The sequence below is a fragment of the Alteromonas sp. ABH4_457 genome, from assembly GCF_056160625.1.
This window is the reverse complement of record NZ_JBSWXN010000001.1, coordinates 264604-291160: the sequence shown is the minus strand read 5'-3', so window position 1 is coordinate 291160 and position 26557 is coordinate 264604. Positions and strand designations below refer to the sequence as shown.

The window sequence follows — 26557 nt, the reverse complement described above, 5'->3', positions numbered from 1 at the left end:
TAATCATTGTTTTCATACGGACAATTTGCCGTATAGACGTCTATCTGTCAACCGCGATTTTGCTTTTTCTGTGTAAAACACCGTCAGAACAGACAATTTACTCCTAAAGAGAGCCTTTTTCTGCCTTTTCATATTGCAATTCATCATATTTTGACAGGAAAAACGGGAACTTTATTGCGTACATTTTGCCGGAGCATTCCGTAATTTTTTCTTCCTGAGCTCAATGAACACCCCGCTCAGGCCAGGGCAATGAAATTCTGCCCGGGAATAACTTTATATTTTTCATATTTTTAGTGAATAAAAAGTGCCGTACACTCCGGTACAACGTCCGGCGCGTTGCGGCACTGTCTTTGCTATCTCAGCTTACACATCCCTATCAGATTTTATTTTTTCCGGAGAAAGTCCTTATGTCAGCGTTTAACGGAGTTTTAGGCGTCAGCCAGGCAGAGTCGGGTTATCAGTTTGCAGTGTGGGCGCCGAACGCCAAATCTGTATGTGTAACCGGAACATTTAATGAATGGGACGAGACTGCAAATCCTCTGGAATCCCGTGAAGGCGGAATCTGGGTTGGTTTTGCTGACAACGCGAAAAACGGTGATGAATACAAGTTTGCTATCACCACCTTGCAGGATGAGCTTTTGCTGAAAAACGATCCCCGTGCCCGTAAGGTCACAAACAGTGTGGGAAACAGTGTTATTTACGATGATGAATATCAGTGGCAACACACAGAATTTGACTCTGCCCCCCTCCATGAGCGGGTCATTTATGAAATGCACATTGGTACGTTTAATAAACCCGAAGATGGCCACGGCACATTTGCATCAGCCATAGAAAAGCTGCCTGAACTGAAAGCGCTGGGCGTGACGATGGTTGAACTCATGCCTGTGAATGAATTCGCCGGCGATATCAGCTGGGGCTACAACCCTGCCTATCCCTTTGCAGTAGAAGAGGCCTACGGCGGTCCTGACGGACTGAAAGCCTTTATCGATGCTGCTCACGGCATGGGGATCGGTGTAATTCTTGATGTGGTTTACAACCATTTAGGCCCGGGCGACCTGGATATCTGGCAGTTTGACGGCTGGCACGAGAACGATAAAGGCGGCATTTATTTCTACAATGATTACCGCAGCGCCACGCCATGGGGAGATACGCGACCTGACTATGGCCGTCAGGAGGTGCGGGACTATCTCACCGACAATGCACTGATGTGGCTGAACGAATTTAAAGCTGACGGATTGAGGATGGATATGGTGCCTTATATGCGCAGTGTGTCCGGTGCCGATACCGGCGATGACGATATCCCTGAAGCCTACGATCTGATTAAAACCATCAATCACCGTATTCAGACGTCCAGCCCGGGTAAAATGACCATTGCAGAAGATCTTCACAGTCATGAGTACATTACCGATCCTTTAGACAAGGGCGGTTGTGGCTATACGGCACAGTGGGCCGCAGGTTTCGTTCATCCTGTCCGCGATACACTGACAAAAACCGAAGACAGTTATATCGATTTGAGCACGGTGGTTAACGCGATTACCAGAGTGGTCAGCGGAAACCCGTTTGCCAGAGTGGTATATACCGAATCCCATGATGAAGTCGCTAACGGGCAGGCCAGACTGGTTGAGGAAGTGGCACCGGGCGGTGTGGATGACAACTACTTTGCCCGTCAGAAAGGCATTTTAGCCGGCGTCCTTACCCTCACAACCGCGGGTATTCCCATGCTGTTTCAGGGGCAGGATTTTAAAGAGTCAGGCTGGTTCGATGATACCAGTGATATCGACTGGGAACGCAAAACCCGCTTTGCTGAGTATGCAGAAGCATTTACGCAACTGGTCGGTTTACGTACTAATAAAAACGGAAACAGTGCTGCATTGACCGGCGGTGCCACAGAAATTGTGCATAAGGACGATGATAACAAAGTGCTGATCTACAAACGAAGCAATGGCCTTGATGACAAACACGGTTATGTCATGATTAATTTTTCAGGCGCAAATGTGGAAGGGTACCGGTTAAATGGCATGCCGCCGGATGCAGCCTGCCTGTTTGCCTGGCAGGACGGTATTACAACAAACGATGTGCAACTGAATGACAATCTTATCCATCTTACGGCTTACAGTGCGATGATTTTTTCCGGCAGCTGAGGCCGGAACGAAAAACGCGGTGCATTGTGCACCGCGTATATCACGTTGTTATTACCCGGTTCACATCATCAGAAACGGTAAGTGATTTTTCCGTAAACATAGCGGCCGGTAAAGCCGTAAGGTGAAAAGCCTGAATAAGGCATGATGTAAGTAAAGGTGGTCGGCGCTTCTACCGTGTAGCGGCTTGCCTCAGGATACACATCAAATACGTTGTTTGCGCCCACAGACACAGACAACCCTTCCGTTAACGCTACATTAATGTCCATATCGGTTACCCACTCCGCCGGAATGATTTCATTCAGCTCAGCGGTGGAGGACGGATCTTCCACTTCACCGTAACGGGTTGTTCTTAACGTTGTGGTGTAGCGGTCAAACGACCAGGTGACGCCTAAATTAACTTTACTTTCAGGCGAAGCCGTTTCGAACCGGCGCAACTCAACATCAGAGAACAAGTTACTCTGGTCAAAACCGGCGCCCTGCAGCACATCCGGTGCATCGATAACGCGGGTGACTTCATTGTCGTTAAAGTTTATGCCGGCATTGAAGTTAAATGCGCCCCACTCTGCTGTGTCCAGTGTATACGTTGACACAATATCGACACCCTGCGTACGGGAGTCAATCGCATTTAAGAAGAAACGCGCGCTGGTCGCACCGGTGCCTTCAAGTAACGCCGCTATTGCGTCGCCGGACAGGTTGTTTGACAACACAATGCGGTCGTCAATATCGATGCGGTAGAAGTCTACTGTCAGGTTAAAGTCTGCAGACGGTGACCAGGTAAAGCCTGCGCTGTAGTTAACTGATTCTTCTGCATCCAGACCGGGGCTGCCCAGCGCCTGCGCAACATCACTGGACGGTGCAAAGGTACCTGTTTCTACCGGAACACTGTCTACAAAAACGGTAGAAATAGCAGTGAAATGTTGTTGCTGTAATGACGGAGCGCGGAAACCGGTAGATACTGATGCACGTAACGCAAACTCATCGGTTACAGTTACCCGGTTAGACAACTTCCAGTTAAAGGTGCTGCCAAAATCGGAATAGTCTTCAAAGCGGCCCGCAACAGCAACGTTCCACTGCTCAAGTACATCTGCTTCCAAATCAACATAAAAGCTGTAGTTGTGGCGGCTGTTCTTGCCCGCTGATTCCGGAGTAAAACCGGGAAATACCTGGGAACCGGCCGCACCTAAGGAACCATCTGCAGAAACCGCACCGCCGGGACCGAACGTACCCTGAATGTAAGAGCTTTCCTCACCAGCGGTAATTTCATAGCTTTCATGACGATACTCAGCACCCATTGCGAAGTTCATTTCGCTGTAGAATACACCGGTATCAACCAGGCGTGACGCATCTGCATTCACTACAGTGGTTTGATACTCTAAAGAGCCGGCGTCAAAACTTGTCTGGCTGTCAGGGCCCAAAGACGTATTCAGGGAATTGGCTACACCGTATTCCAGCTCGTTTTCACCATGAGTGACAGATAAATCGTAATTCCAGACTTCGTCATAACCTTTGATACCGGCCAATACAGACGAATCTTTGATATCCGTGGTAATTTGTGGCAGGAAACCGTCAGGATAAATGGATGTAATGTTCCGTGAATCCTGTGCTCTGCGGTAGAAGCCGCCGCTGACAGAATTACGCTTGCTGGCACCGGCTGTACCGTAAAACTCAACCTTATCGTTAATCGCTTTTCCGGCATTCACAAACAGCGCATAGTCTTCCACGTCACCGTTACCGAAAACATGATTGTAACGGTCCACCGTTAACTCGCGGGGATCAAGATTTCCTTCTTCGTCGCGGGCATAGTTTTCACGGGGATCGTAATCGGCACGGTTGGCCTGGCCGCGGTCACGGTATTCAGCAGACACATTTACAAAACCGTCATTGCCCCATTCGAAGCCAATGTTGCCGCGCAGTGTGGCTGTCTGACCATCCGTTAAAGAGCGGTCGGAGCCGGTCTGGAAAGCAAGATCACCATCATCACCGACACTGACTCCGGTTAACTCCGGCACACCATCCATAGTTGTCACGTTGGCACCGTAGGTAGCAGACACTTCGCCACCTTCGCTGGCATCTTTCAGTACGATGTTAATCACACCTGCGATAGCGTCAGAACCGTACTGGGCAGCCGCACCGTCACGTAAAACTTCGATACGTTTAATGGCGTTAGCCGGAATCGCATTTAAATCCACCGCAGAAGAACCCCGGCCAACAGAACCGTTCAGGTTTAACAGTGCGCTGGTATGCCGGCGTTTGCCATTAACTAAAACGAGAGTGTGGTCAGGAGCCAGACCGCGCAGCTGTGCCGGACGCACGTGGTCAGTTCCATCAGTCATAGAAGGTTGCGGAAAGTTAAAGCTGGGCAGCAGGTTGTTCAGAATCATGTTGGTTTCAGTTAAACCTGTCGCAGCAATAGCGGACGCATCAATGATATCGATAGGCACCGGTGAATCATTCACTGTGCGTCCCACGCGGCGTGAACCCACTACCTGAATTTTTTCCAGACTGGCATCTGCAGCCGGATCGGTTTGCTCTTGTGCGACGGCTTGAGAAGAAACGGCTAACGGTAATCCGATGATTGCGGCAGAAAGAAGAGATAGTCGAAATGCAGACGACCGGGATTTGTCCTGTAACATAAAAAGTGTTCCCTAAGAATTTATTATTGAATCGAAAATACGCCTTATCGAAGTTGATAAGCGGGATGTCATGGCATCCGTTTCTGAAGTCAGGGTACGGCCCGAAAGCCCTTTGGTGAGCCTTGATGAGACTCTTAGAATTATATGCATGGCAGCATGAAGAACGGTCAGGTCAAAACCTGAACAACTGGTCAGTAGTGCTGCGGGCGGAGTAAATCATAAATAATGAGTTAACTGAAGCGGGAGTTTGAAATATTAATTTATTCCTCGGCAGATAAACAAAAATAACCGATGAATCTCTGTGGAACCCGGGAACTAAGATGTTCAAATACAAGAAACAATTCAGGAGCCAAAACCGATGTCAGCAGAAATCAAAACCCTGTCGAGCAAAGTGGTGTATGAAAATAAGTGGATGCGGGTAAGAGAAGATGCCATCGAACGCCCGAGTGGCCAGCAAGGCATTTACAGCGTGATGGAAAAACCGGACTTCACCGTTGTTATTCCCGTGCAGGCCGGATACGTGTACATGGTAGAACAATACCGCTACCCGGTTGAAAAGCGTCAGCTGGAATTCCCCCAGGGCACCTGGGAAGAGAATGGACAAGCCGATCCGGCAGAACTAGCTGCCGGCGAACTACAGGAAGAAACAGGCCTGCTGGCAAAAAACTGGACTCACGTGGGTTATCAGTATTTAGCTTACGGTTTTTGTAATCAGGGTTATCACATCTGGATTGCCAAAGATTTCACCATGACCGAACAGAACCTCGACCCAGAAGAAGAAGGCCTGACCTGTCACCGCATTGCTTTATCCGATCTGGATGAGATGATTAAAAAGGGTGAAATCCTTGATGCCACCACCTGCAATGCGCTGGGGTTGGCGCGTCTGAAAGGACTTATTTAGTTTTATTGCTGCGCGTCACACTTCTGTTGCTCTATTCAGCGGAAGCAGGCTGTTCTGGCAGGCATTGCTGTAGCCGGTGCGCTATAGTGGAGGCGTGTTTTTTCAAAAACTGTCAGCAAGGAGCTACCATGCGCATAAGAAAGAGCCATTTTATGGCCATTACCTTACTGCTTTCAACCGCGACCAGCGCAAGTGGTTTGCGGTGCGGAACAAAGCTGGTACTGGAAGGAGAAAGCACCTATGACGTCATTCAGAAGTGTGGCCAGCCGGATTCACAGGAAGATCTCGGCTTTATTCGCAAACGGGACGATTACGTCAAAGTGACCCGCTACATTTATGACATGGGTAACGGCAAATTTCTGCGTCTGCTCGACTTTCACAATGGTAAATTAATCAAATTCGCTGACGGACCACGTCAGTAGTCAAAGGAAATGGTTTACGGGAAGCGGCATGCTTGAGATTGCCACTCTGTAAGCGGGAATTATAAAAAACGGGAGCTTTTGCTCCCGTTTCTGTAATAAATCAGAATGTCATAACATGAAACTCTGATTTCTAATATTTATCGAAATTACCATCGATATGCTCTGTGTTAACAGTATTCTTTTCAATTTCATCCCGTAGCAACAGGAACGGCCGGTACTGCTCATCTTTCAGCAGCTCAAGCTGATCAGAATAATGCTCAGAGCCTTTCTGGCGAGAGTTACCGTAAGCCATAAGGCCTTTAGCTTTAACCGGCGTAGAGAACTCAATCATCGAAATCCAGGTTTCACCGTGATAGGGCTCACGGATACCATCCTCATCAGGATCGACCCAGGTGATTACGTTAAACGCCCCCAGGTTTCCGTAGCCACCGTGACCGGCAACATCTTTATCCTGAATACGGAAGCGTGAAATTTCCCCGAATACCGGGTCCATTCTGCCGTATTTGGCTTTGGTATTGTCAATAGCCGTTTTCAGCATCTCGACTGCCTGAGCAGGATCCTTGATGCCATAAGGTGTAGACAGTGGCTTTTCCATGCTCCAGCCTTCCACATAATTCGCTTCGCTGCTGAATCGTGGACGGGGACCGGCAAACTGTGCTGCCCACTCTTCGAACAGATATCCCGCGCGGCTGTCTTCGCTGAAGGTTTTATCCCAGTTCTCAAACAGCGCTACTGCCTGCTGAATTTCCGCATCGTTACTCTTTCTGGCTTCTGTCAGAAGTTCATCCATCAGACGCTCTGCCATCAGTGAATAAGTGGATGTTTTCATTTCCTCAAACTCAGCAAAAGACAGCTTTCCGGATTCCGCCATTCGCTTAACCGCACCCTGAGCCCGGTAAGACATCGGGCCTTTGGTTGCCACATAAGCAGGGAAATCTTCAGGTTTGTATACCACAGGATAGGTCGCCAGCCAGGGTGGATCGTTGGCGTTCTGTACAAAACCACTGTCAGGATTGATGACTTTTGGCAGTTCCTCGTAGGTGTGAACCTCAGTCCACAAATACTCTGAATTATCTCCCGGCACCAGCCCTTTCCAGAAATCCAGATCGCCCTGTTTACGCTTCGGCAGAATGCCGTTATCCAGATATTCAATATTCCCCGCTTTGTCCGCATAAGTGATGTTGAAGGTAGGAACCTGCAGACGTTTCATGATGGTCTGGAATTCATCAAAGTTTTTTGCCTGCAGCATGTCGTAATACTGCTGCAGCATGAAGGGGCGGTCGAGGCCGGCAACGCGCAGAGCAATTGTCACACCGTCATCACGAACAAACACAGGACCATGCACAGATTGTCTCAGCTCAAGGGTTTTATCGTCAAAAGAACCATCTTCCTGCAACACTTTATAGTGCCTGGTTTCCGTTTTAAACGGCAGCGTTTCACCGTCATATACATAGCCATCGTCATTCAATGTCAGCAGATAGGAGGTTGCTCCCAGCATGCCGTTCACTGTATTGGAAATGCCCATATTCTGGTTGAAGGCAAAGCGGATAACCGGCAGACCTACCTGAGTAGCACCGTACATTTCAAAGTCTGGCCCGGTCAGATGTGACTCATAATAAGTAAAGAAACCGGATGCCCAGGGCAGATGCGGATTCTGCAGCAACAGGGTATTACCGCTCTTTGACTTCGACGGCATCACCGCATAAGTATTGGAACCATTTTTCACCGGTGGCGCACGGTCGCCGATGATTTTGCTCTCGTTAGCGACGTAGATAAAATTCATCAGCCTGTGGGCGTGAGTCACCACATCCGCACCGCTTACTGGGAGCACTTTCAGCACGTCCTGATCCAATTTTTCCGGATGCGCCTCAGCGTAGTCATTGATGCCTTGAGCAAACGCATCTAGATTGGCTTTGAAATCCGGCTCCTGAGCCTGGTACCACTGCCCGCCCCTTTCCGGAACGCCGTTGGCAATCAGCCATTTATCGGTGGACTCATAGTCTGCGCCCCAGTACTCGGCACCTTTCGCCCGCGCCTGACCATAAAGCCGGAGAATGATATCTCCCTGACTTTCTGCCTGCGCCCAGCCAAAGCCATAGAATACCGATTCCGCGCTGTCACCATAAACGTGAGGCACGCCGTACCCGTCCCAGCGGATCTCGGTACCGGCTGATTCGGCAGGTTGTTCGACAGAGGCGGTCTCTTTTGGTGCTGGAGAGCACCCAAGAAGATAACAGCTGGCTGCGACCAGCCAGAATTTAATTAAATGCTTCATGGCAGATATCTGTCCCTGAGTTCTGTGTGTCTGGAGGAAAGCGGCTGTGCTTCTCCTGCGATAAACAGATATTGAAGTTGTGAAAGGGGTTCAAAGGGGTCCCCACTCCACACAGCCACATCTGCCGTCATCCCGCTGGCAAGTGCACCAGTGGATTTCATTCCGAATATCTTTGCAGGCACAGAAGTGATAGCCTGCAGAGCCTTGTGCCTGTCCATCCCGTTGGCCACAGCCATACCAGCATAATATCGGGCATTGCGGGCAAAATGACCATCCTTGTCGGCGCGGATAATCACCGTTACACCGGCTTTTTCAAGCAGCGCTGCATTATCAAGGCGGGTATTCAGCATGTCGAAGTCCATGGGCAGACTCATATAGGTATCGACAATAACGGGAACATTCTGCTTAGCAATCTGGTCAGCCACCAGCCAGCCTTCGGCCGCGCCCTGAAGCACTGCACGGATTTGGAACGGCTTCAGCAACCTGAGCAGGTTCTCAATATCAATGGCTTTATCCACCCGGATAATAAGCGGACGTTCGCCTAGCATGACAGGAAGCAACGCTGCTGTATCCGGATCCAGTTGCTCAACTTTTTCCCGCCAGTTATCAGCAGTAATGCCTTTGTCGGACAGCTGCTTCTGCAGACCTGCCAGCTGTTTTTTAAGCAGCGGATAGGCAGCGCCACGGCTCACCTTTGACTGATAGCTTTTAAGATCCAGCACTTCTGCAGCACCGGCACTGACAATCGTAGGCCCTTTTGCACTGAGTGAAATCGCCGCGGACAGGCCGGCAAAAGGCTGGGCCATGCTTCTGTTAGTTTTCGGACTCACCAAAGCACGGGTCACACCCTCCATTCTGGCAATGGGAATAAGTGTCGAACGTGGGTTCACCCCATACTGAATATCAAAACCCGCTGTGAGCTTTGGTGTCAGAGTTCGATCATCATTGGCATTAGCACGCCCATTAATCTCGCTGGCCGCCAGTGTGCTGTCGGTGGCAATAAATCCCGGCGTGAGTACCGAACCTTTCACATCGATAACTTTTGCATTATCAGGAATACGAACGCCCTTACCCACTTCAGAGATGACACCGTCTTTGATAATTACCGAGGCATTTGCGAGTGCCTGGTTATCCACAGCCGTCATCACCTTGCCATTCACCAGCGCAATGGTTTCGGCCATAGTAGATGAGCCGGACATGAGAAACAGAAATATAGAATAACGAGAAAGCTTACTGAATTTCATTATTTTTTGTTCCCCAGTTCAAAGTCTGATGCCGGTTTATCAGCCGGATGACTTCTGTTGTAAACCACAACGCCATCAATAAACACGCTGTCCGGTTTGGTGTAAATGCTGAACGGGTCGCCGCTCCACAACACGATATCAGCCATTTTCCCCTTCTCCAGGCTGCCGGTCTTATCAAAAATTCCGATTTGCTTTGCCGGGTTAGCAGTGATCCAGCTTATCGCTTCTGCCTTGCTGATAGGGATACCCGCGCGCAGAGAGGCACTCATAGCAATAGCCGCTTCCACATTCATTCGCTGCGACAGTTCTGCCGCATCGGAATGTAACGACGTGAGCACGCCTGCCTGTTCCAGCATAGCCGCGTTTTCCTCGATACCGTCAAACATCTCAAGCTTGAAGCCCCAGCGGTTTGACCAGGTAGAGACGGCGATATTCTCGTCTTTCAGCAGCTTCGTCATCTTGTAGCCTTCAGAGCCGTGATGCAGCACGTCGATATGAAAACCGAACTCTTTGGACATATTGACCAGCTCAGTGACTTCATCCACACGGTAGCAGTGCAGATGCGTGAGAATGTCACCTCTGAGCGCGCCCGCCATGGTCTCCAGACGAAGATTCCGTTCAGGTGGAGTCACATCTTTGCCTGCTTCTTCGTCAGAATAATAGGCATCCCAAGTGTCTTTGTACTCAACCGCTTTCAGCCAGGCGCTGCGAAAATCGGCCACCAGGCCCATACGGGTCATGGGTGACTCCCCTTTGCCGCCGTACACTTTTAGCGGATTCTCGCCACAGGCCATTTTCAGGCCATAGGGCGCCTGGGGAAATTTCATATCCTGAATGTTGGTGGCTTCCACATTTTTCAGCGTCACCGTTCTGCCGCCGTACAGATTCGCAGAGCCCGGCAATATCATCATCGTCGTGACACCCGCTTCTCTGGCGCGTTCAAAGCCCGGCGCCTGTGGCCAGACTGAGTGTTCCACCCATTTATCTGCAGTGTTAGGTGAGGTTTTCTCATTCAGATCCATATTGGCCGGCACCCTTGGTGCCGAGAAAATACCAATGTGAGAGTGAGGATCCACAATACCCGGCGTTACCCATCGGCCCGCTCCATCGATCACTTCGGTACCATCCGGAATGCGGACTGTATTGCCAATCGCTACAATTTTTCCGTTTTTAAACAGAACAGTGGCACCACTCAGTTGTTCGTCTGTACCCGTCAGGACATTAGCATTAGTGATAGCTATAGCTTTGTCCTGGTGACTACTGTACGTAGACGCAAATTTTGAGTCATCCGGAACCAGCCCTTCGCTGATTGCGGCGTTTACCTGCCCGGTAATGACTGCTGAAACCAGCAGTACCAGCTCTTTACATCTCATTTATTCTATCCCTTCCTGACTGACATAAAGGGTTTTGCCCTTCCACGTCTTTGTTGAAACATCAGGTACAAACACCTCTTTTCTGCCTTGCTCTGTCAGGAACGTCACCTGCAGATCAACGGAGTCAGCAACGGGTGTTGCGATAAGCACTGGTGCACTGTTCTGGGCGTTATAACCGCCTCCGGTATCTACCATGCGACTGCCAAGCAGTTCGTCACCAGCAAACACTCTGACTTCTGCGCCGGGTAGCGGGATGTGGGAGCCTTTGAGAACAGGAGCAACGGTAAGATAATTGCCCTGCGGATCCAGCTTATTGACATAAACGAACTCATGACCCACTTCGAGATCGTTGTGCGTTGTTGAAATGTCTATATCGCCATCACCATCAAAATCAACAAGTTGAATACCGTGGTCGGCATCCTGTGCAGCGATATTTTTCGGCAGCATGTCCACAAAGCCGTTACCCGTGTTGATATAGAGATAATCGTGCTGTCTTGGGTCAGTACCTTTGAAACCAACAACATAAAGGTCCAGCAGACCATCATTATTAATATCGCCCCAGCTGGCTGATACATGGTGGTGATTACCGGTGATACCGTATTTTGCAGCCACTTCAGAAAAGCCGCCTTTACCGTCGTTCATGTAAAGCAAATCGTCGCCGTAGGTTGCCACGAAGAGATCAAAGTTGCCGTCGTTATTGAAATCACCAACAGTGCAGCCAACACCACCCTCGTCAAGGGGACGGCGGGGATGATCCATATTCAGCTCGGCAGCAATATCGGTAAATTTACCTTCATCGTTGCGGTAGAAGCCGTCTCTGTCGCCACTCTGGTTGGCAACAAACATATCCAGGTCGCCATCTTTGTCGTAATCAAACCAGCAAACCCCTACACTTCTGCGTGGGTCATATAAGCCCGCGGATTTACTGACGTCAGTAAAGCCTTTTCCATTGTTGCTGTAGAGGTGATTCCCCCCCATTCTCTGTGCGAGATAGAGGTCAAGGTCACCATCATTATCATAATCAATCAGGTTACCCTGACGTGCTGTTACGCCGGGAAGCAAAACACCGTAAGCTTCAGCTACGTCCTCGAAGGATTTGCCACCGTGATTAATAAAGAGCTGGTTATATTTATGATATGGGCGATGGAATGAGCCAATGAAAAGATCGGGATAGCCGTCGTTATTGATATCGCCCCAGGATGCACCCCGTGCATCAACACCGGAAGAGGGTAATCCGGGTGCATCTCTGACCTGAGTCAGTTTACCGTTTTCATTTCGGTAAAGGCGGATTTCACCGCTTTTGAAGGTAACCACAAGATCAAGATCGCCGTCCTGATCATAGTCAGCCCACGCATTAGACAATGCGCCGGGCGTCGAGAATTCTGTTTTGTCGTAAAGTGAAAATGCTGGTACAGACTGCTTTGCTGCAAGCGCTGTCTGTCCTAATAACAATGCGGCGGATACCGCCATACTTAGCGTTCTGAATTTCATTTATATTCTGCCTGAGCCAGGAGTAAGACAAAGCCGGTCTCAAAAAGAGACCGGCGCGCAAGGTTTAAAATGCGTAGTTAGCTCTGACGAAATAGAATGCGCCGTAGTGGCCAAAAGGTGAATTTGAAGCGTATGGGGCAAAACCGTAAGGGTTTGAACCTTGCTTAGCATCAGGGTATGTATCAAACAGGTTGTTAGCACCACCTGATACAGTCAGACTATCCGTAGCTTTATAGGTCACAGTTAAGTCAGTGATCCACTTGCCGCCGTAGTGTTCGTCATACTCCTCACCGCTGTTACTGTAGACATCGTAGCCGCCATACCAGGTTTCACGTACAGATACGGTAAGAGCATCCATCATCCACTCCAGACCGAGAATGATCTTCTCATTCGGTGTCCCCTTCTCGATATAACCCTGAGACTTGCGGTCATAAAGAGTTAAGCCAAGACCTTCAAGAACCGCCGGGGTTTCAGCAATGCTGTCAATCTCATTCTTATTGTAGTTAGCGGCAACGGTGTAGTTCAGGCCGCCCCACTCTTCCAGATCCTGTTTATAGGTTGATACAACATCCACACCTGTAGTCGTCATATCAATCGCATTAGCGAAGTACTGCACGTACATGTTTGAATCCAGGCCATTGGCGCTGAGGATTTCAGATACACCATCGCCTTTCATCAGGCCTGTCAGCTGAACCAGGTCATCGATCGCGATTCTGTAACCATCAACGGTAATATCCCACGCTTCTGCCGGAGACCAGGTAAAGCCTGCACTAAGGTCGAGAGACTTTTCAGGATCCAGTTCCTGCGAGCCCAGAGACTGACCAACATCAGAATCAACTTTTACCAGACGTGATTTCACTTCCTGATATTCGCCCTCAACTTCAATGAACTGTGTTGAAGTCCGGCCAAAATTGGCCTGAGACAATGAAGGTGCACGGAAACCGTTGCTTATAGTTGCACGCAATGCGAAATCGTCACTAACTTCATATCGGGTATTCAGCTTACCACTGAAGACATTACCAGCACTGTCATCATAGTGTTCAAAACGCACTGCACCGGTAACAGACCAGACATCACTCAGGTCCGCAGAAGCCTCAGCATAGGCTGCCATAACATTGCGGTCTGCATCAGCCTCATCATCTGGAGTGACTACGATTGCAGCCTGTGCACCAACCGGCGCTAACTGACCATCAAGGGTGCCGCCACTGAAAACATAACCGCCATTTTCGTAGGCTTCAGGGTCGCCAGCAAACGTATTGAATTCTTCAAAACGGTGCTCAAAACCAAAAGACAGCTGCACCGCTTTGTCGTCAACATAGTAAGCACGGGTAGCATCAAAGTTTGATGTCCACTGATTAAACTCAGACGTGTAAGTACGGAACTCAGTAGGACTTTCTGTACCCAGTGAAGCATTCAGAGAGTTGGTTGACTGATGGTCCACTTCGTTGTGGCCATAAACGGTGCTGAGATCCCAGTCCCACTCTTTGGCAAACATACCCTTAACACCGGCTGACAATTCAAAATCAGTCTCGTCCATGGCGTAGTTTGGCGCATAGCCATCAGGATAAATTTCGGTGATAACAGAAGTACGGCCCACATTACGGAAGTTCTGACCTACTTCTGCCTCGCGCTGTGCGTAAGTACCTGTTGAATAAAGCGTTACGTTTTTCAGTGGCACCACGGTATTCTGGCTGATGTAAACAGATTTTACCGCCGGCAGACCGCCCTGATACACGTAATCGTTTACATAAGTGTTCAGTCCATTACGCACTGCTTTTTGTGCGTTCTTGGTCTGGAAAGACCAGGTGCTGCTGCCGTCCTCGTCAATACCGAATCCTGTTGAGCCGCCAAAAGTGACTACCTGACCATCTACCGTACCGCGATAGTCAGCACGCTGACCTGCACTGGCATTAATATTGCCACCTTCAGCGTTGTCTTTGAGAATGATATTGATAACACCCGCAACGGCATCTGAACCATACTGTGCAGCAGCACCGTCACGCAGAATTTCCACGCGCTTGATGGCCGATGCAGGGATCAGGTCCATATCCACCGGGTTCGCACCGCGGCCTACACTACCTGAGTTAAAATCGATAAGTGAGCTGTTATGACGACGCTTACCGTTGACCAACACAAGAATGTGAGATCCGCTCAGGCCGCGTAAAGACGCCGGACGGGCAATACTGTTCCAGCTTGAGCTGGCCACGTTCATCGCCTGAAATGACGGTACCAGACGTGATAACACATCGCGCATAGGTTCGGACCCGAGCATATTTTCAAGCTTATCGCCCTGAATAACATCGATAGGGGTCGGGCTCTGGGTAACAGTTCTTGGCGTACCACGTACACCGGTAACCACTACCTGTTCGTATTTCTCTGCTTCTTTGTTCGCGTCATCGCTTTGTTCCTGCCCGATTGCAGGAGTAGCAGACAGTGCTGCGACTATGGCAGCTGCGGTGCCGGATAACATCAGATTTTTCTGTTTTTTCTTTTCCATTTCATTCACTTGTTGCGTTTCAGTCATATTTTGATGGGCTGGTCGCAACTGAATGAGAATGCTACCTTTAACGGTAATCTGTCCGCTCAAATCTGTTCCATCCAGCAACTGTTCCAGTCCATCACTGACTGTAAAGTGGCCACGTAATTCGGGTGTGCTGATTGAGGCCACAAGTTTCTGGGGAAATATCACTGCAAGGTTAGTCTGTTGTGCAAATGACTTCAGACTTTTTCCGGCAGGTTGATGAGGGATATCGAACGCAACCACTCTGTCTTCAGCGAAATCTTCACTGAATGCCGTTGTGGGCAGCACAAGGCATAACAGAAGGATAGTAACAACATGATTCAATATCTTAGCAGTCAAGGTATTCCCCAGAGCATCAGCTGAGCGGATACCCCTGATCTTTTTTTGCCTGTCAGGGTTTATCTTTTGCACAGCCTTACCTACAGAGAGAAACGAAAGAGAAAAAACCACTACCCTAAATACAAATATTATTAATTTTTTTACGAGCGGGCGTTCCGGATGTAGAAAACCTTATCGCCAACCTGCCTGACACTGAGCCCCAGGCCCGCTTCAAGGGTGTGAAAAACGGCTTCAAGATTATCGATGGGATAATACCCTCCGACTTTCATCTGAGCCACTTCTTCATCAACAATATGGATCTGAAAATCGGAATAGCGGGAAATTTCTTCTACGACTTCAGAGAGAGTCTGATTTTCAAAGGCCAGAAAGCCCTGACGCCAGTAGAGTTTTTGTGCCAGCGTCTCCTTGTCTTCTAGCTCGACAGACTCAACTTTTTTGTCTGCAACGACCACATTCTTGCCTGCATCCACCACAACTGTGTCACCTCCTGCGGTGGGATTATCAGGCAGCTGGTCAAGATCTGGCCCGGCGATAGTGCGGTCAGCACGGATCCTCACGCGCCCTTCTGACACCAGAACATTAACACTCTGGTCTTTCATTCTGACAGAGAAGTTGGTACCCAACGCCTGTACATCACTTTCCCCGGCCATGACGGTGAAAGGCGCACTGGCATCATGGGCTACTTCGAAGTTAGCTTCACCCCTTTGGAGGATCAGATTGCGGTGTCCGCTCTCGAATTCTACCAACAACCTGGAATCTGTATTCAGCATGACATGTGAACCATCACTGAGCTTCAGTGATTCCTGCTCGCCGACACGAGTGGTGTAGAGTCCATTTGTGGAGGTGTAGTGGGAAGTAGTTTGAATATGAATGAGCAGCGGGATTAGCACCACGAGAGCAATGCAAGCCGCGATTTTCAAAGAGAGCTCAAGCCAGGGGCTGCGGGTATGTGATTGTCGAATGGATTCCAGTGATGCGCCATCAATAGGTTTCGCCTGCTCAGCACCTGCAGCAGACAGTGTATCCCAGGTCGCAGCCATTCGCTTAAGTTCTTTGCGATGTACCGGACTGGTTTTTACCCAGCGATTCAGGCTTGCCTGCTCTTCAGAGGTAAGCTTTCTGCTTTCAATACGCGCTATCCACTCAGAAGCCTCCTCACGGATCTTTGAGACTTCGCCGGGGAAGTTAACGACGTCGCTCATTTGAATGCTCTCACGTTGTCAGAAACGGAAGATTCATTAACAGAATCAATGTTATTATTTTCATTAAGACGAGCCTGCACAAAATGATCACATCGCTCAATGCCCTTTGCCAGATGTTTTTCTGCCGTGCTCACACTGATCCCTACTTCTTCCGCAATGTCTTTAAGCTTCATTCCGTTGAGCAGGCGCAAAGCCGTTACCAGCCTGCATTTGTCCGGAAGAGAAGCCAGCGCCTCGTTCAGAATTTCCTGTTCCTGAGACTTATCCAGATAGCTGAAAACACTATCCTCCTCATTATAGAGACCTGCGTCGTCAAAATCCTCTACATAGTCGAGCAATTTTGTTGAGACTTTCGTCCCTTCCCGTTGAGTAAGGTGCTTTGCAGTTTTGAACAGATAGACCTTGGGGAACTGGATTTTACTCTTTTTATCCATAGCGAAAGTCTGCAGGAAAGTTTCCTGCACAATGTCTTCAACGTCACTTTCATGGCGGGTATTGCGGGATACAAATCGCAACAATGCTTTCCTACAATCGCGAAAAGAAGAGAATACGGAATTTTCTTTATTTTTTTGGGGCACACTAATCCCTGCCGGCAAAAGACAATGATAATTAAGGCAAGGTATTTCTTATTTGAAACCAAACTATCATTATTAAGAGCAGGTTCGCAATAAAAAGTGGGCATGCTGCTGCCCTGTCAGTTGAATCATGATCAAACCTTCTCTCTCATAAGTACCAACATTAAATTGAAAAAATTCACCCGAAAGGAAGGAGCTGACGATGAGTAAAGTGGTACTGATAACCGGCGCATCCAGTGGCATCGGTGAAGCAACAGCCAGAAAATTAGTTGCCGGTGGACATAGATTGATTATTACTGCACGAAGTAGCGATAAACTCGAAAAGTTGACGGATGAACTTGGCTCTCAAAACGTCCTTGCTGTGGCTGCTGATGCCACCGATTTTGAGGCTCTTTCACAGGTAGTAAAAACTGGCGTTGACCATTTCGGACGCCTGGATGCTGTTTTCGCTAATGCCGGCAAGGGTGTAAACGCCGCCGGTACTCAAAATGGAGATCCTGAGGAATGGGATACCATGGTTGATATCAATATTAAGGCGCTGCTCTGGACAGCTAAGCTAACGCTTCCACATCTGAAAGAAACAAAGGGCCATTTCCTGCTCACCAGTTCTGCGGCCGGTAAAGTGTCAATTAAAGGGTCAGTCTACGGAGCGACTAAGTGGTTTGCCTATGGCTTCGGGATGAACCTTGCAGAAGAAATGAAAGAATGGCAGGGCCGGTGTACCACAATATGCCCCGGCATGGTCAATACGCCGTTCTTTGACGAACCCAAAGAAGACAAACTTCAACCTGAAGATGTGGCTGATGCTGTTGCTTTTGCCATCAATGCAGACCCGCGCAATAGTGTACGGGAAATCTATCTGATGCCGGCTAACTGAGTGTCACAGGTAGTAATATAAGTCTGTCTGATTGCTGGCAGACTTATAATTACTATTCACCAGAGTGTTACTGCCCTGACACGCCATGTGCTAGGGTTATGGTGTAAAAGTTTAATGAGCACCGGCCATGACAGATACCCGCCTGGCGAAAAAAATCGCATTTCAAATTCTTACCCACTTTGATAAAAGTTACCGGTGGTTCACCCGTATAACCCGTGGCGCAAAAGAGCGCTTTGAAAATGGCGAGTGGTCTGCCACCCAAACCGCGTCCAGAGACAGACTGAATATTTATGAGAAAAGTGTTTCCGACGCGGTAGCTGATATCTATCATCTGGTGGAAGTCCACCAGCGGGATCGCAGCTTCTGGCAGGAATTAAAGGAGTCTTTTACCCGCCACCTTGAAACCCATCCCCAGTTTGAGCTGGCTGAAACGTTCTATAATTCCATCATCGGCCGTCTGTTCCGTCACCAGAGCTTCGATAATGACGTGATGTTTGTACTGCCCAGCCGGTGCTTTCTTCCCGGCCGCGACAGGGCGCAGGTGATTAACAGCCTCGACACCACGACTACCGTGGCACAGATGTATGAATCTATTTACAAACTGTACCGCTTCAACCTTGCCTTCGAAGACTATCCCCGTGATATGGCTCACCTTGAAACAGCGCTGCGCAAGCGTCTGAACAAGGAACAACTGGCCAGCGTGGAACTGGTGGAAATCCTTAAGCCGGTATTTTATCGTGGTAAATCGGCTTACCTTATCGGTCGTATCTGCATGCCCGGCGAAACACTGCCCTTTGTCATCTCCATGCATACCAATGACAATCAGGAAATTTATGTGGACGCCCTGCTCACCGACCGTCAGGATCTGAGTGTTATCTTCGGGTTTGCCCGCAGCTACTTTATGGTGGATACCCAGTATCCCGCCGAAATCGCTGCCTTTTTGCAGGAGCTGCTGCCGCACAAGAAGCATTTTGAATTGTATATGTCGCTGGGCCATCATAAACACGGCAAAACCGTGTTTTACCGCAATTACCTGCAGCATCTGGATAACAGCGACGACATTTTTGAGCGGGCACCGGGAACCCGCGGTCTGGTGATGATGGTGTTCCATCTGCCGTCATACGGCGTGGTGTTCAAAATCATCAAAGATGAATTTGCAGAAAGCAAAAAGATTACCCGTCAGCACGTGAAAGACTGCTACAAGATGGTAAAAATGTCAGACCGTGTGGGCAGAATGGCTGATACCCATGAGTATGTGAACTTTCGCTTCCCACTGTCACGCATGCATCCGGACCTGATTCAGGAACTGAAAGACACCTGTGCATCCAGCCTGGAATTTACCGGTGACGAACTTATCATCCGTCACCTGTACATTGAACGGAAGATGACGCCGCTTAATCTGTATCTGCTTCAGGAAACCGATGAAGACAAACTGCGTCACGCTATCTACGAACTGGGTTTGTGCATAAAACAAATTGCGCTGGCGAATATTTTCCCGGGCGATATGCTGCACAAGAATTTCGGCATCACCAAGGGCGGCCGGGTAATATTCTATGATTACGACGAAATTTGCCTGATGAAAGATCGTAATTTCAGAACACTGCCCAAGTCCGACGATCCTTATGCTCTGGATACCCTTTCAGTGGCGCCCGATGATGTATTCCCCGAGCAGTTCGAACACTTCATTGTGGGTAAAAAGCAGTTCAAGGATATCCTCAAAGAATATCACGGCGATCTGATGACGCCCGAATACTGGCAAAGTGTGCAGGCAATTACGGCCCGCGGTGAAGTTCAGAATTTTACCCCGTACAATCCGGCCATGCGCTTCAGTAACCGGCGCACCTGAACCATCAGTTTCTCACAGTCTGCTATCATTAAAAGATTGTCATAAAGACTAAATTTAACTGGAAATCGATTATTCTGGTGATCAGGCAAGTACGTTTATGGCGTATTAGTTACTGACATTTCTGATGGTAGAACCACACGTATGAGAGCATTAATAATTGAAGATGATCACACCGTTGCAGATCACATCCGCAATGGTCTTGAGTCGGCCGGACATGAATGCTTTCATCAAAGTGACGGTAAAAGCGGACTGAACCGTGCCCTTGATGAGCAATTCGATCTGGTCATTTTAGATATCATGTTACCTGAGATGGACGGCTTTACGGTGTTGGACAACATCCGTTCTTCGTCTTCCGGTTTACCGGTACTGCTTTTAAGTGCCAAGAGTCAGGTTGATGATAAGGTGCGGGGCTTGCGCTCAGGCGCAAATGATTACCTCACCAAACCCTTTGCCATTGAAGAGCTGCTGGCGCGGGCTGAAGGCTTAACCGGCCGCACTGCCACCAGCGCGAAAGAAACGGAATTATCAGTGGGCGACCTGACCCTGGATTTGCTGCGCCGAAAAGTAACCCGTGGCGAAACGGAAATCGATTTGCAGGCCAAAGAATTCCAGCTACTTGAATGTTTGCTGAGAAACCGCGGAAAAGTGGTGACCCGCAGCATGTTGCTGGAACGGGTATGGAATTATCACTTCGATCCGCAAACCAATTTAATAGACGTTCATATCAGCCGGTTACGACAAAAAGTAGATAAAACGTTTAATATCCCCCTCATCGAAACTGTTCGCGGTACCGGTTACCGCATTTCAGAGGGTATCGCTTGATAGCAATTGGTGCGTTTACCCGCAGTTCCAGCTTCAGGGTAGGCGCATTATTTACCGCCCTGTCTTCTGCGGGCATTTTATTTATTCTTTATTTCTGGTCGTTGTCGGACGACGACAAACTGCTTACAGAAGCCCGCGCAGCCCTTGCCGCAGAACGTTTTGCTTTTGGTGAAATTTACGCACAGGGCGGACTTAGCGCCCTCACCACAAGCCTTGAAGGTCGTGCAGCCAGTTCTGACAACGACTCGCTCCTTGCATTGCTCGGGCCGGACAACACCATTCTGGCCGGAAACCTGTCAAAACTTCCCCCGCTGACCACTGACACAGTGCCGGCAATAGTACCGGTGTCGCTACCTGATTATCTCCGTGAAGACATGTCTCTGCGCACAGAAAATCCGGACGCCAGTAACCTGTTGTACGATGTAGTGCCCCTGGGCAATCATAAGATCTTTATAGCCCGCAACGTTGAAGCGCTGTACAGCAAACAAAAAATTGGCCGTGCTCTTGGCTGGATCTTCGCCGTCATGCTGGTGATGATTGCAGCACTCAGCTTCGGTGTTGCCCTGTATGTGGTGAACAGAATCAACCGCATGTCGCACACGGCCAGCGACATTATGGATACCGGCGATCTCAGTGCCCGCATGGAAATCGACAGCAACTGGGATGATTTAAGCAAACTGGCTATCGTGTTTAACAAAACTCTGGATAAGATTGAAAACTCCGTCAAAAATATCAAACAGGTTTCAGACAATATCGCCCACGATTTGCGTACCCCGCTTTCCCGCTTACGCAGCAAACTGGAACGCATGGATGAAGGGGAGTTACGGGACGAGGCGCTGGCTGAAGCCGACAACCTTTTGGCTATTTTTAACGGCCTGCTGCGTATTGCCGACGTGGAAAGTGAGCGGCAGCGTGCCGGATTCGACAACGTGGCCCTGCATACTGTTGTTGCCGATGTGGTGGATTTATACGAACCTCTGGTGGAAGATCAGCAGGTATCTCTGACCTGCAATATTGAGCCCGTTGAAATTGAAGGTGATATGCACCTGCTGTTTCAGGCATTGAGCAATTTGCTGGATAACAGCCTGAAACACGCCAAAAATAACTGCCGTATTGAAGTTAACCTGATGAAAACCTCACACCGGATCATTATCGCTGTTTTTGATTCCGGGAAAGGCCTTCCTCCCCGCGAATTTGAAAACCTCGACCGGCGCTTTTACCGTGCAGAACAAAGCCGTACAACGCCCGGCAATGGTCTGGGCTTATCCATGGTCAGTGCTGTCACATCCCTTCACTACGGCAAGCTCTGGTTTGTCGATAACCCGCTGTGCACTCACAGCGGGTTCGGTGTTGTGATGAGTTTGCCCCTGCGGCAGACAAAGGCAAAACGACCGTCAGCAGATTAATCAGCCGTGATTTAAAATGGCCGGAATGCCGGGTAACAAACCGACGAGCGCCATTACACCGGTCAGAACAACGAACATGATGCCGGGAATGATCCAGCGGTTCATTTTTGACAGTTCCGCGCTGCGTTCTTTACATCCGATTAAGCCCAGATTGTCCAGTAACATGGTAAGTGACCAGCCGAATGCAGGGTTCACCAGTGATGAGGCAAATACCACGATGGCTGCCGACTGGGTGGTTTTGCCTTCTCTGGTCATTTCCATGCCCGCTTCAAGTAACGGCACAAATACGCCCACAATCAGTGCTACACAAAGCACAGGCTCCCAGATTGCAAGATCCATGGGATAACCCAGAAGCCCTGCAGCAACACAGAACAGCGCCGTTAAGATAGCACCGGCGGGAATCGGACGTTTAGCAATAGCAGCAGGAACAATGTACGTCCCCCAGGAAGAGGTGAAGTTAGCGCCTCCCATGAGTGAACCGGCTACCTGACGGGTGGCTGCACTCACCATGGTGTCATCAATGTTCATCTGTACTTTTTCAGTTTTTGCCGGATAGCTGATTTTCTGAAACACCTGATGTCCCAGAAAGTCCGGTGACCACATTGCCACAGCCAGTACTGCGAAAGGCAGGACCACAATGAACTGCTCAATACCCGGCAAGCCCAGCATCCAGCCGGTGTTTTCTCCCCACCAGTACGCCGGATTCATATTTGGTAACCCCGGAGAGGTATGAAACTCAAACGGTGCGCCCAGCAAAAAGGCCAGCCCGCCGCCAAGCAGACAACTGAGCGGCACTGCCAGCCAGCGCTTCTTCCAGTGCTCAAGTAAGGCATAGAGTACAATTGTGCTGAGTATTACCACAAAGGCAATGTGCGCCATGTCTATGCCCTGCGCCCATGCAAACAGCTTTTTCACCTGCGAGGTAGTGCCGATGAACCCCAGATACAGCAGGAGTCCCCCGCACACCCCTTTACTGGTCAGGTTAGCCAGCAAACTTCCGCCTTTACTGATGGCCAGCAGCATGCCGAAGATCCCGATGAGCAGTCCGAATGCCATGGGATGTCCGCCGGCTGCAACCACAATAGGGATAAGCGGAATAAGCGGGCCGTGAGTACCGGCAAGGTTTGCGGTGGGCAGTAAAAAGCCGGAAAACAGTAAAATGAAGAACGCCACAATCACCAGCTCGTAACGCACGTTCTCCAGGATAAATGCATCGCCAAGCCCCAACTGACCGGCAAACGTGGCAGCAATGGCACCTACCATCACCACCTTACCAATGGTGCCGGCGAGTGCCGGAATCGTGTCTTCCCACTCAAAGCGATAATCCCTGAATGGCAAATTCGGCCGCCACCTTTTGGGAGACATGATTTGTAACTCATGCTCAAGGTATTCATCCCGGCTTGAAAACTCTGAAGAAGGCTTGTGTTGTTCTGCGTATTCTGAAGTTGAAGGCTGTTGATGATTTGAAGATGGTTTTGTAAACCCGCTACCTGATCCCATACTTTCTCCGCATGTCTGGCTTAAGAAAAAAGCCATCCTAGAACAAACACCACCCGCCAATTGTTAATATAACTTGAAAAAATAAACATAAAACAAACATTAAAGGACATAAATGGTCGTCGCCGAACAATGAGCAACGGGGAAACCTGCGTTAACAAAGCACAGAAAAGAAGTAACAACGAGAACCTTTGATTAACATTTAGATAACACCACGATATAAGCTATTAGTCGTATAGATGCTGTTAAGCGTAATAACCGGACTGATCATCTATCTCTTACCTGCCCGCTGAACCAAAACACCGCCATGCCGTAACGAAAATTGTAACGGGCAACCGCAACATCTGAATGCGCAGCCCGCTTCCCGTTCGCGTCGTTCTGTGCGCGCCCTGTTTCAGACCTCTGCATCAGAGGCCTTTTCTTACAATTTTTAAGAAGGATTTTACTGTGACGACTTCCAGTCAGACTTCTGCCAGCAAGTACACATTATTTGTGTCTTCCCTGCTGGTTTTATGCGGTCTGCCATTGCTTGTTGGCGGTGGCTGGCTCGCTGCCGCAGGTGGCAGCTGGTACTATCTTCTTGCGGGTATTGGCATGCTGATATCTGCTTTTCTTCTGGCCCGACAATCACGTGCCGGTGTGTGGATGTATGGCCTGGTTGTGCTGGGCACTGTTTTATGGTCCGCATGGGAATCCGGACTGGACTACTGGCGCTGGGTACCCAGGCTTGATGTGGTGATGGTGCTGGCACTCCTGGTCGCCTTAACCATGACCCGGTTAAAACAACCATTCAGTAAGACGTTGTCTTACACGTATGCCGGCGCATCTGTGGCAATTTTTGTTGTAGCCTTTGCCCTCGCTTTTGTTCCCTACGGCTTTAATCAATACGATGCCGTTCCCGCTACGGCAAAAACCTCTTTTTCAACTTACACCGGTCAGCTTGATAAAGCGGATCAACCTGCCAGCGGAGACTGGCCGGCCTACGGACGCGATAATGCTGCTACCCGGTACTCTCCCCTCACACAAATTAATACAGGTAACGTATCCGGACTCACCCGAGCCTGGGAGTTCAGAACCGGCGAGATGGATGTAAAAAGCTGGGGAGCGGAAACCACGCCTATCAAAGTGAACGACCGGCTTTATCTGTGCTCAGGCCTGAACAATATGTTTGCACTGGATAGTAAAACCGGGAAGCAAATCTGGAAGTACGATGCCGGACTGGATCAAAAAGATATTCCTTACACTGCTGCCTGCCGCGGAGTGGCGTACTACGAAACACCGGCCAGTGCGATGACAGAAGGGCAGACAACCTGTAAAGCCCGCATTGTCGAAGGCACCCTGGACGGCCGTATTATCGAAGTGGATGCGGATACCGGCAAACCTTGCGAAGATTTTGGCGACCACGGCCAGGTAAGCATCAAGGAGCATATGGGAGAAACACCCGACGGTTACGTAGCCATTACCGGTGTACCTAACATTGTTCAGGGAGTGATTATCACCGGCCATCAGGTTATCGACGGACAAGCCCGCTACGAACCGTCCGGCGTCATTAAGGCCTACGATGCAGTGACCGGCGAACTGAAATGGGCATGGGATATGGTTCGCCCGGACATAGACACCATTCCTCCTGAGGGTGAAACCTATACCCGAGGTACACCGAACATGTGGACTACAGGTACGGGCGACAACAAACTTGGTCTGGTTTATTTGCCTATGGGTAACTCAACTGCTGATTACTACAGCTCCATGCGCCGCAAAGAAGAGCATGAATATTCCAGCTCACTGGTTGCTATTGATGTAAACACCGGCAAGCCCGTCTGGCATTTTCAGACCGTACATGCCGATGTGTGGGATTATGACTTAGGTTCACAGGTCACTCTGCTCGACTTCCCTGTTGAAAACGGTACAGTGCCTGCGTTGATGCTGCCATCCAAACAGGGCGATTTGTATGTGCTTGACCGCAGAACAGGCGAGCCTCTCACCGGGGTGACTGAAAAACCTGTGGCTCAGGGTGGTGTGGAGCCGGAAGAGCGCTCAGCCACGCAGCCGGTAAGTGAATATCACGCTTTGCGCAAACCACCGCTGACAGCGCAGGATATGTGGGGGATCACTCCATTTGATCAACTGGCATGCCGCATACAGTTTCAGGAAGCCGCTTATGACGGTATGTATACGCCTCCCACTGTCAATCAACGCTGGATCCAGTATCCCAGCTACAATGGCGGTTCTGACTGGGGAAGTGTAGCTATCGACCCTGAGCGCGGCGTTATGATTGCCAATTACAATGATATGCCCATGTATAACAAACTGGTTCCCCGCGACATAGTTGATAAAGAAGGCTGGCTGACCCGTGCAGAAGAGAATGAAAAGTTCGGTGGTCCTGCTGGCGGCGCTGAAGGTGCAGGCGATCCACAGGTAGGCACGCCCTACGGCATTGATGTAAATGCTGGCTGGCGCCTGCCATTTACCGGCTTACTGTGTAAAGAACCGCCTTACGGTGGGATACGTGCCATTGATATCGCTACCGGCAAAACCCTGTGGGACAGACCTCTTGGTACCGCCCGTAACAATGGTCCGTTCGGTATTGCCTCTCACCTGCCAATCAATATCGGCACACCAAACAACGGTGGCGCAGTAGTGACAGCCGGTGATTTGATTTTCATTGCCGCAGCCACCGACGGGCTTATCCGTGCTATCGATATAAATACCAGTGACACGGTATGGCAGGATGAACTTCCCACCAGCGCTCAGGCCAATCCGATGGTGTATGAACAGGACGGCAAAGAGTATCTGGTGATCATGGCCGGCGGCCACCATTTTATGGAAACGCCGGTGGGTGACTATGTCATAGCTTATGCCTTGCCCGATAACATCGCCCGCAGTGCTTCCGGTGCTGGCAGTATATCAGAGCAGCTGTGATAGCTGTTTAGTAAGGGGGTATTCCCCGAATCTCAAAAGCTTCCCTTCTCCGCCTGCCGGTGAGGGAAAGCTT

General features: G+C 49.6%; 17 protein-coding genes. 8 read left to right on the top strand and 9 right to left on the bottom strand.

Going from position 1 to position 26557, the window contains the following annotated elements; translation table 11 throughout:
- Positions 1-407: 407 nt before the first annotated feature.
- Entirely contained in the window at positions 408-2141 is a 1734-nt protein-coding gene (locus ACXAGR_RS01155; protein ID WP_474847610.1) for an alpha-amylase family glycosyl hydrolase, read from the top strand.
- 68 nt (positions 2142-2209) lie between these two features.
- On the opposite strand, the gene ACXAGR_RS01150 is transcribed toward ACXAGR_RS01155, so the two are convergent.
- The gene (locus ACXAGR_RS01150) at positions 2210-4774 is read right to left on the bottom strand and encodes a TonB-dependent receptor plug domain-containing protein (protein WP_474847608.1); all 2565 of its coding nucleotides are present in this window, start codon (positions 4772-4774) and stop codon (positions 2210-2212) included.
- A 358-nt stretch (positions 4775-5132) separates the two neighbouring features.
- Between ACXAGR_RS01150 and ACXAGR_RS01145 the strand changes: the two genes are divergently transcribed.
- On the top strand, positions 5133-5675 hold the full coding sequence (locus ACXAGR_RS01145; RefSeq protein ID WP_474847606.1) for an NUDIX domain-containing protein: 543 nt from the start codon (positions 5133-5135) through the stop codon (positions 5673-5675).
- A gap of 128 nt (positions 5676-5803) precedes the next feature.
- Positions 5804-6097 carry a DUF2845 domain-containing protein gene (locus tag ACXAGR_RS01140; protein ID WP_474847604.1) on the top strand — a complete coding sequence of 98 codons (294 nt, stop codon included), beginning with the start codon at positions 5804-5806 and terminating at the stop codon, positions 6095-6097.
- 130 nt (positions 6098-6227) lie between these two features.
- Here ACXAGR_RS01140 and ACXAGR_RS01135 read toward each other — a convergent pair whose 3' ends face one another.
- The 7 genes from ACXAGR_RS01135 to ACXAGR_RS01105 all read right to left on the bottom strand — a co-directional run bounded on the left by ACXAGR_RS01135 (position 6228) and on the right by ACXAGR_RS01105 (position 17120).
- Entirely contained in the window at positions 6228-8372 is a 2145-nt protein-coding gene (locus tag ACXAGR_RS01135) for an acylase (RefSeq protein ID WP_474847602.1), read from the bottom strand.
- The gene (locus ACXAGR_RS01130; RefSeq protein WP_474843048.1) at positions 8369-9553 is read right to left on the bottom strand and encodes an amidohydrolase family protein; all 1185 of its coding nucleotides are present in this window, start codon (positions 9551-9553) and stop codon (positions 8369-8371) included. Before ACXAGR_RS01130 ends, ACXAGR_RS01135 begins: the two co-directional genes overlap by 4 nt.
- Before the next feature lie 62 nt (positions 9554-9615).
- Positions 9616-10989: an amidohydrolase gene (locus ACXAGR_RS01125; RefSeq protein WP_474847600.1), complete on the bottom strand. Its 1374-nt coding sequence runs from the start codon at positions 10987-10989 to the stop codon at positions 9616-9618.
- Positions 10990-12480, bottom strand: coding sequence for an FG-GAP repeat domain-containing protein (locus ACXAGR_RS01120; protein ID WP_474847598.1), 1491 nt, complete (start codon positions 12478-12480; stop codon positions 10990-10992). It lies immediately after the preceding gene.
- A gap of 64 nt (positions 12481-12544) precedes the next feature.
- Complete coding sequence (locus ACXAGR_RS01115) at positions 12545-15340, bottom strand: TonB-dependent receptor domain-containing protein (RefSeq protein WP_474847596.1); 2796 nt, start codon at positions 15338-15340, stop codon at positions 12545-12547.
- A 140-nt stretch (positions 15341-15480) separates the two neighbouring features.
- Positions 15481-16542, bottom strand: coding sequence for a FecR family protein (locus tag ACXAGR_RS01110; protein ID WP_474847594.1), 1062 nt, complete (start codon positions 16540-16542; stop codon positions 15481-15483).
- Complete coding sequence (locus ACXAGR_RS01105) at positions 16539-17120, bottom strand: RNA polymerase sigma factor (protein WP_474843059.1); 582 nt, start codon at positions 17118-17120, stop codon at positions 16539-16541. The genes ACXAGR_RS01110 and ACXAGR_RS01105 overlap by 4 nt, the downstream gene beginning before the upstream one ends.
- A gap of 199 nt (positions 17121-17319) precedes the next feature.
- Between ACXAGR_RS01105 and ACXAGR_RS01100 the strand changes: the two genes are divergently transcribed.
- From ACXAGR_RS01100 to ACXAGR_RS01085, 4 genes are all read left to right on the top strand, one after another.
- Entirely contained in the window at positions 17320-17994 is a 675-nt protein-coding gene (locus tag ACXAGR_RS01100; protein ID WP_474843061.1) for an SDR family oxidoreductase, read from the top strand.
- 127 nt (positions 17995-18121) lie between these two features.
- Positions 18122-19840, top strand: a complete 1719-nt coding sequence (gene aceK, locus ACXAGR_RS01095) for a bifunctional isocitrate dehydrogenase kinase/phosphatase (RefSeq protein ID WP_474843063.1) — start codon at positions 18122-18124, stop codon at positions 19838-19840.
- A gap of 141 nt (positions 19841-19981) precedes the next feature.
- Positions 19982-20662: a response regulator transcription factor gene (locus ACXAGR_RS01090; protein WP_303572813.1), complete on the top strand. Its 681-nt coding sequence runs from the start codon at positions 19982-19984 to the stop codon at positions 20660-20662.
- Complete coding sequence (locus tag ACXAGR_RS01085) at positions 20659-22068, top strand: HAMP domain-containing sensor histidine kinase (protein WP_474847592.1); 1410 nt, start codon at positions 20659-20661, stop codon at positions 22066-22068. The genes ACXAGR_RS01090 and ACXAGR_RS01085 overlap by 4 nt, the downstream gene beginning before the upstream one ends.
- Here the strand turns inward: ACXAGR_RS01085 and ACXAGR_RS01080 are convergent, their stop codons facing one another.
- Positions 22069-23568 (bottom strand): DUF3360 family protein, encoded by a 1500-nt coding sequence (locus tag ACXAGR_RS01080; protein WP_474843068.1) that lies wholly within the window; start codon positions 23566-23568, stop codon positions 22069-22071.
- 444 nt (positions 23569-24012) lie between these two features.
- On the opposite strand from ACXAGR_RS01080, the gene ACXAGR_RS01075 reads away from it, so the two are divergent.
- Positions 24013-26484 (top strand): membrane-bound PQQ-dependent dehydrogenase, glucose/quinate/shikimate family, encoded by a 2472-nt coding sequence (locus tag ACXAGR_RS01075; RefSeq protein ID WP_474847590.1) that lies wholly within the window; start codon positions 24013-24015, stop codon positions 26482-26484.
- Positions 26485-26557: the final 73 nt, after the last annotated feature.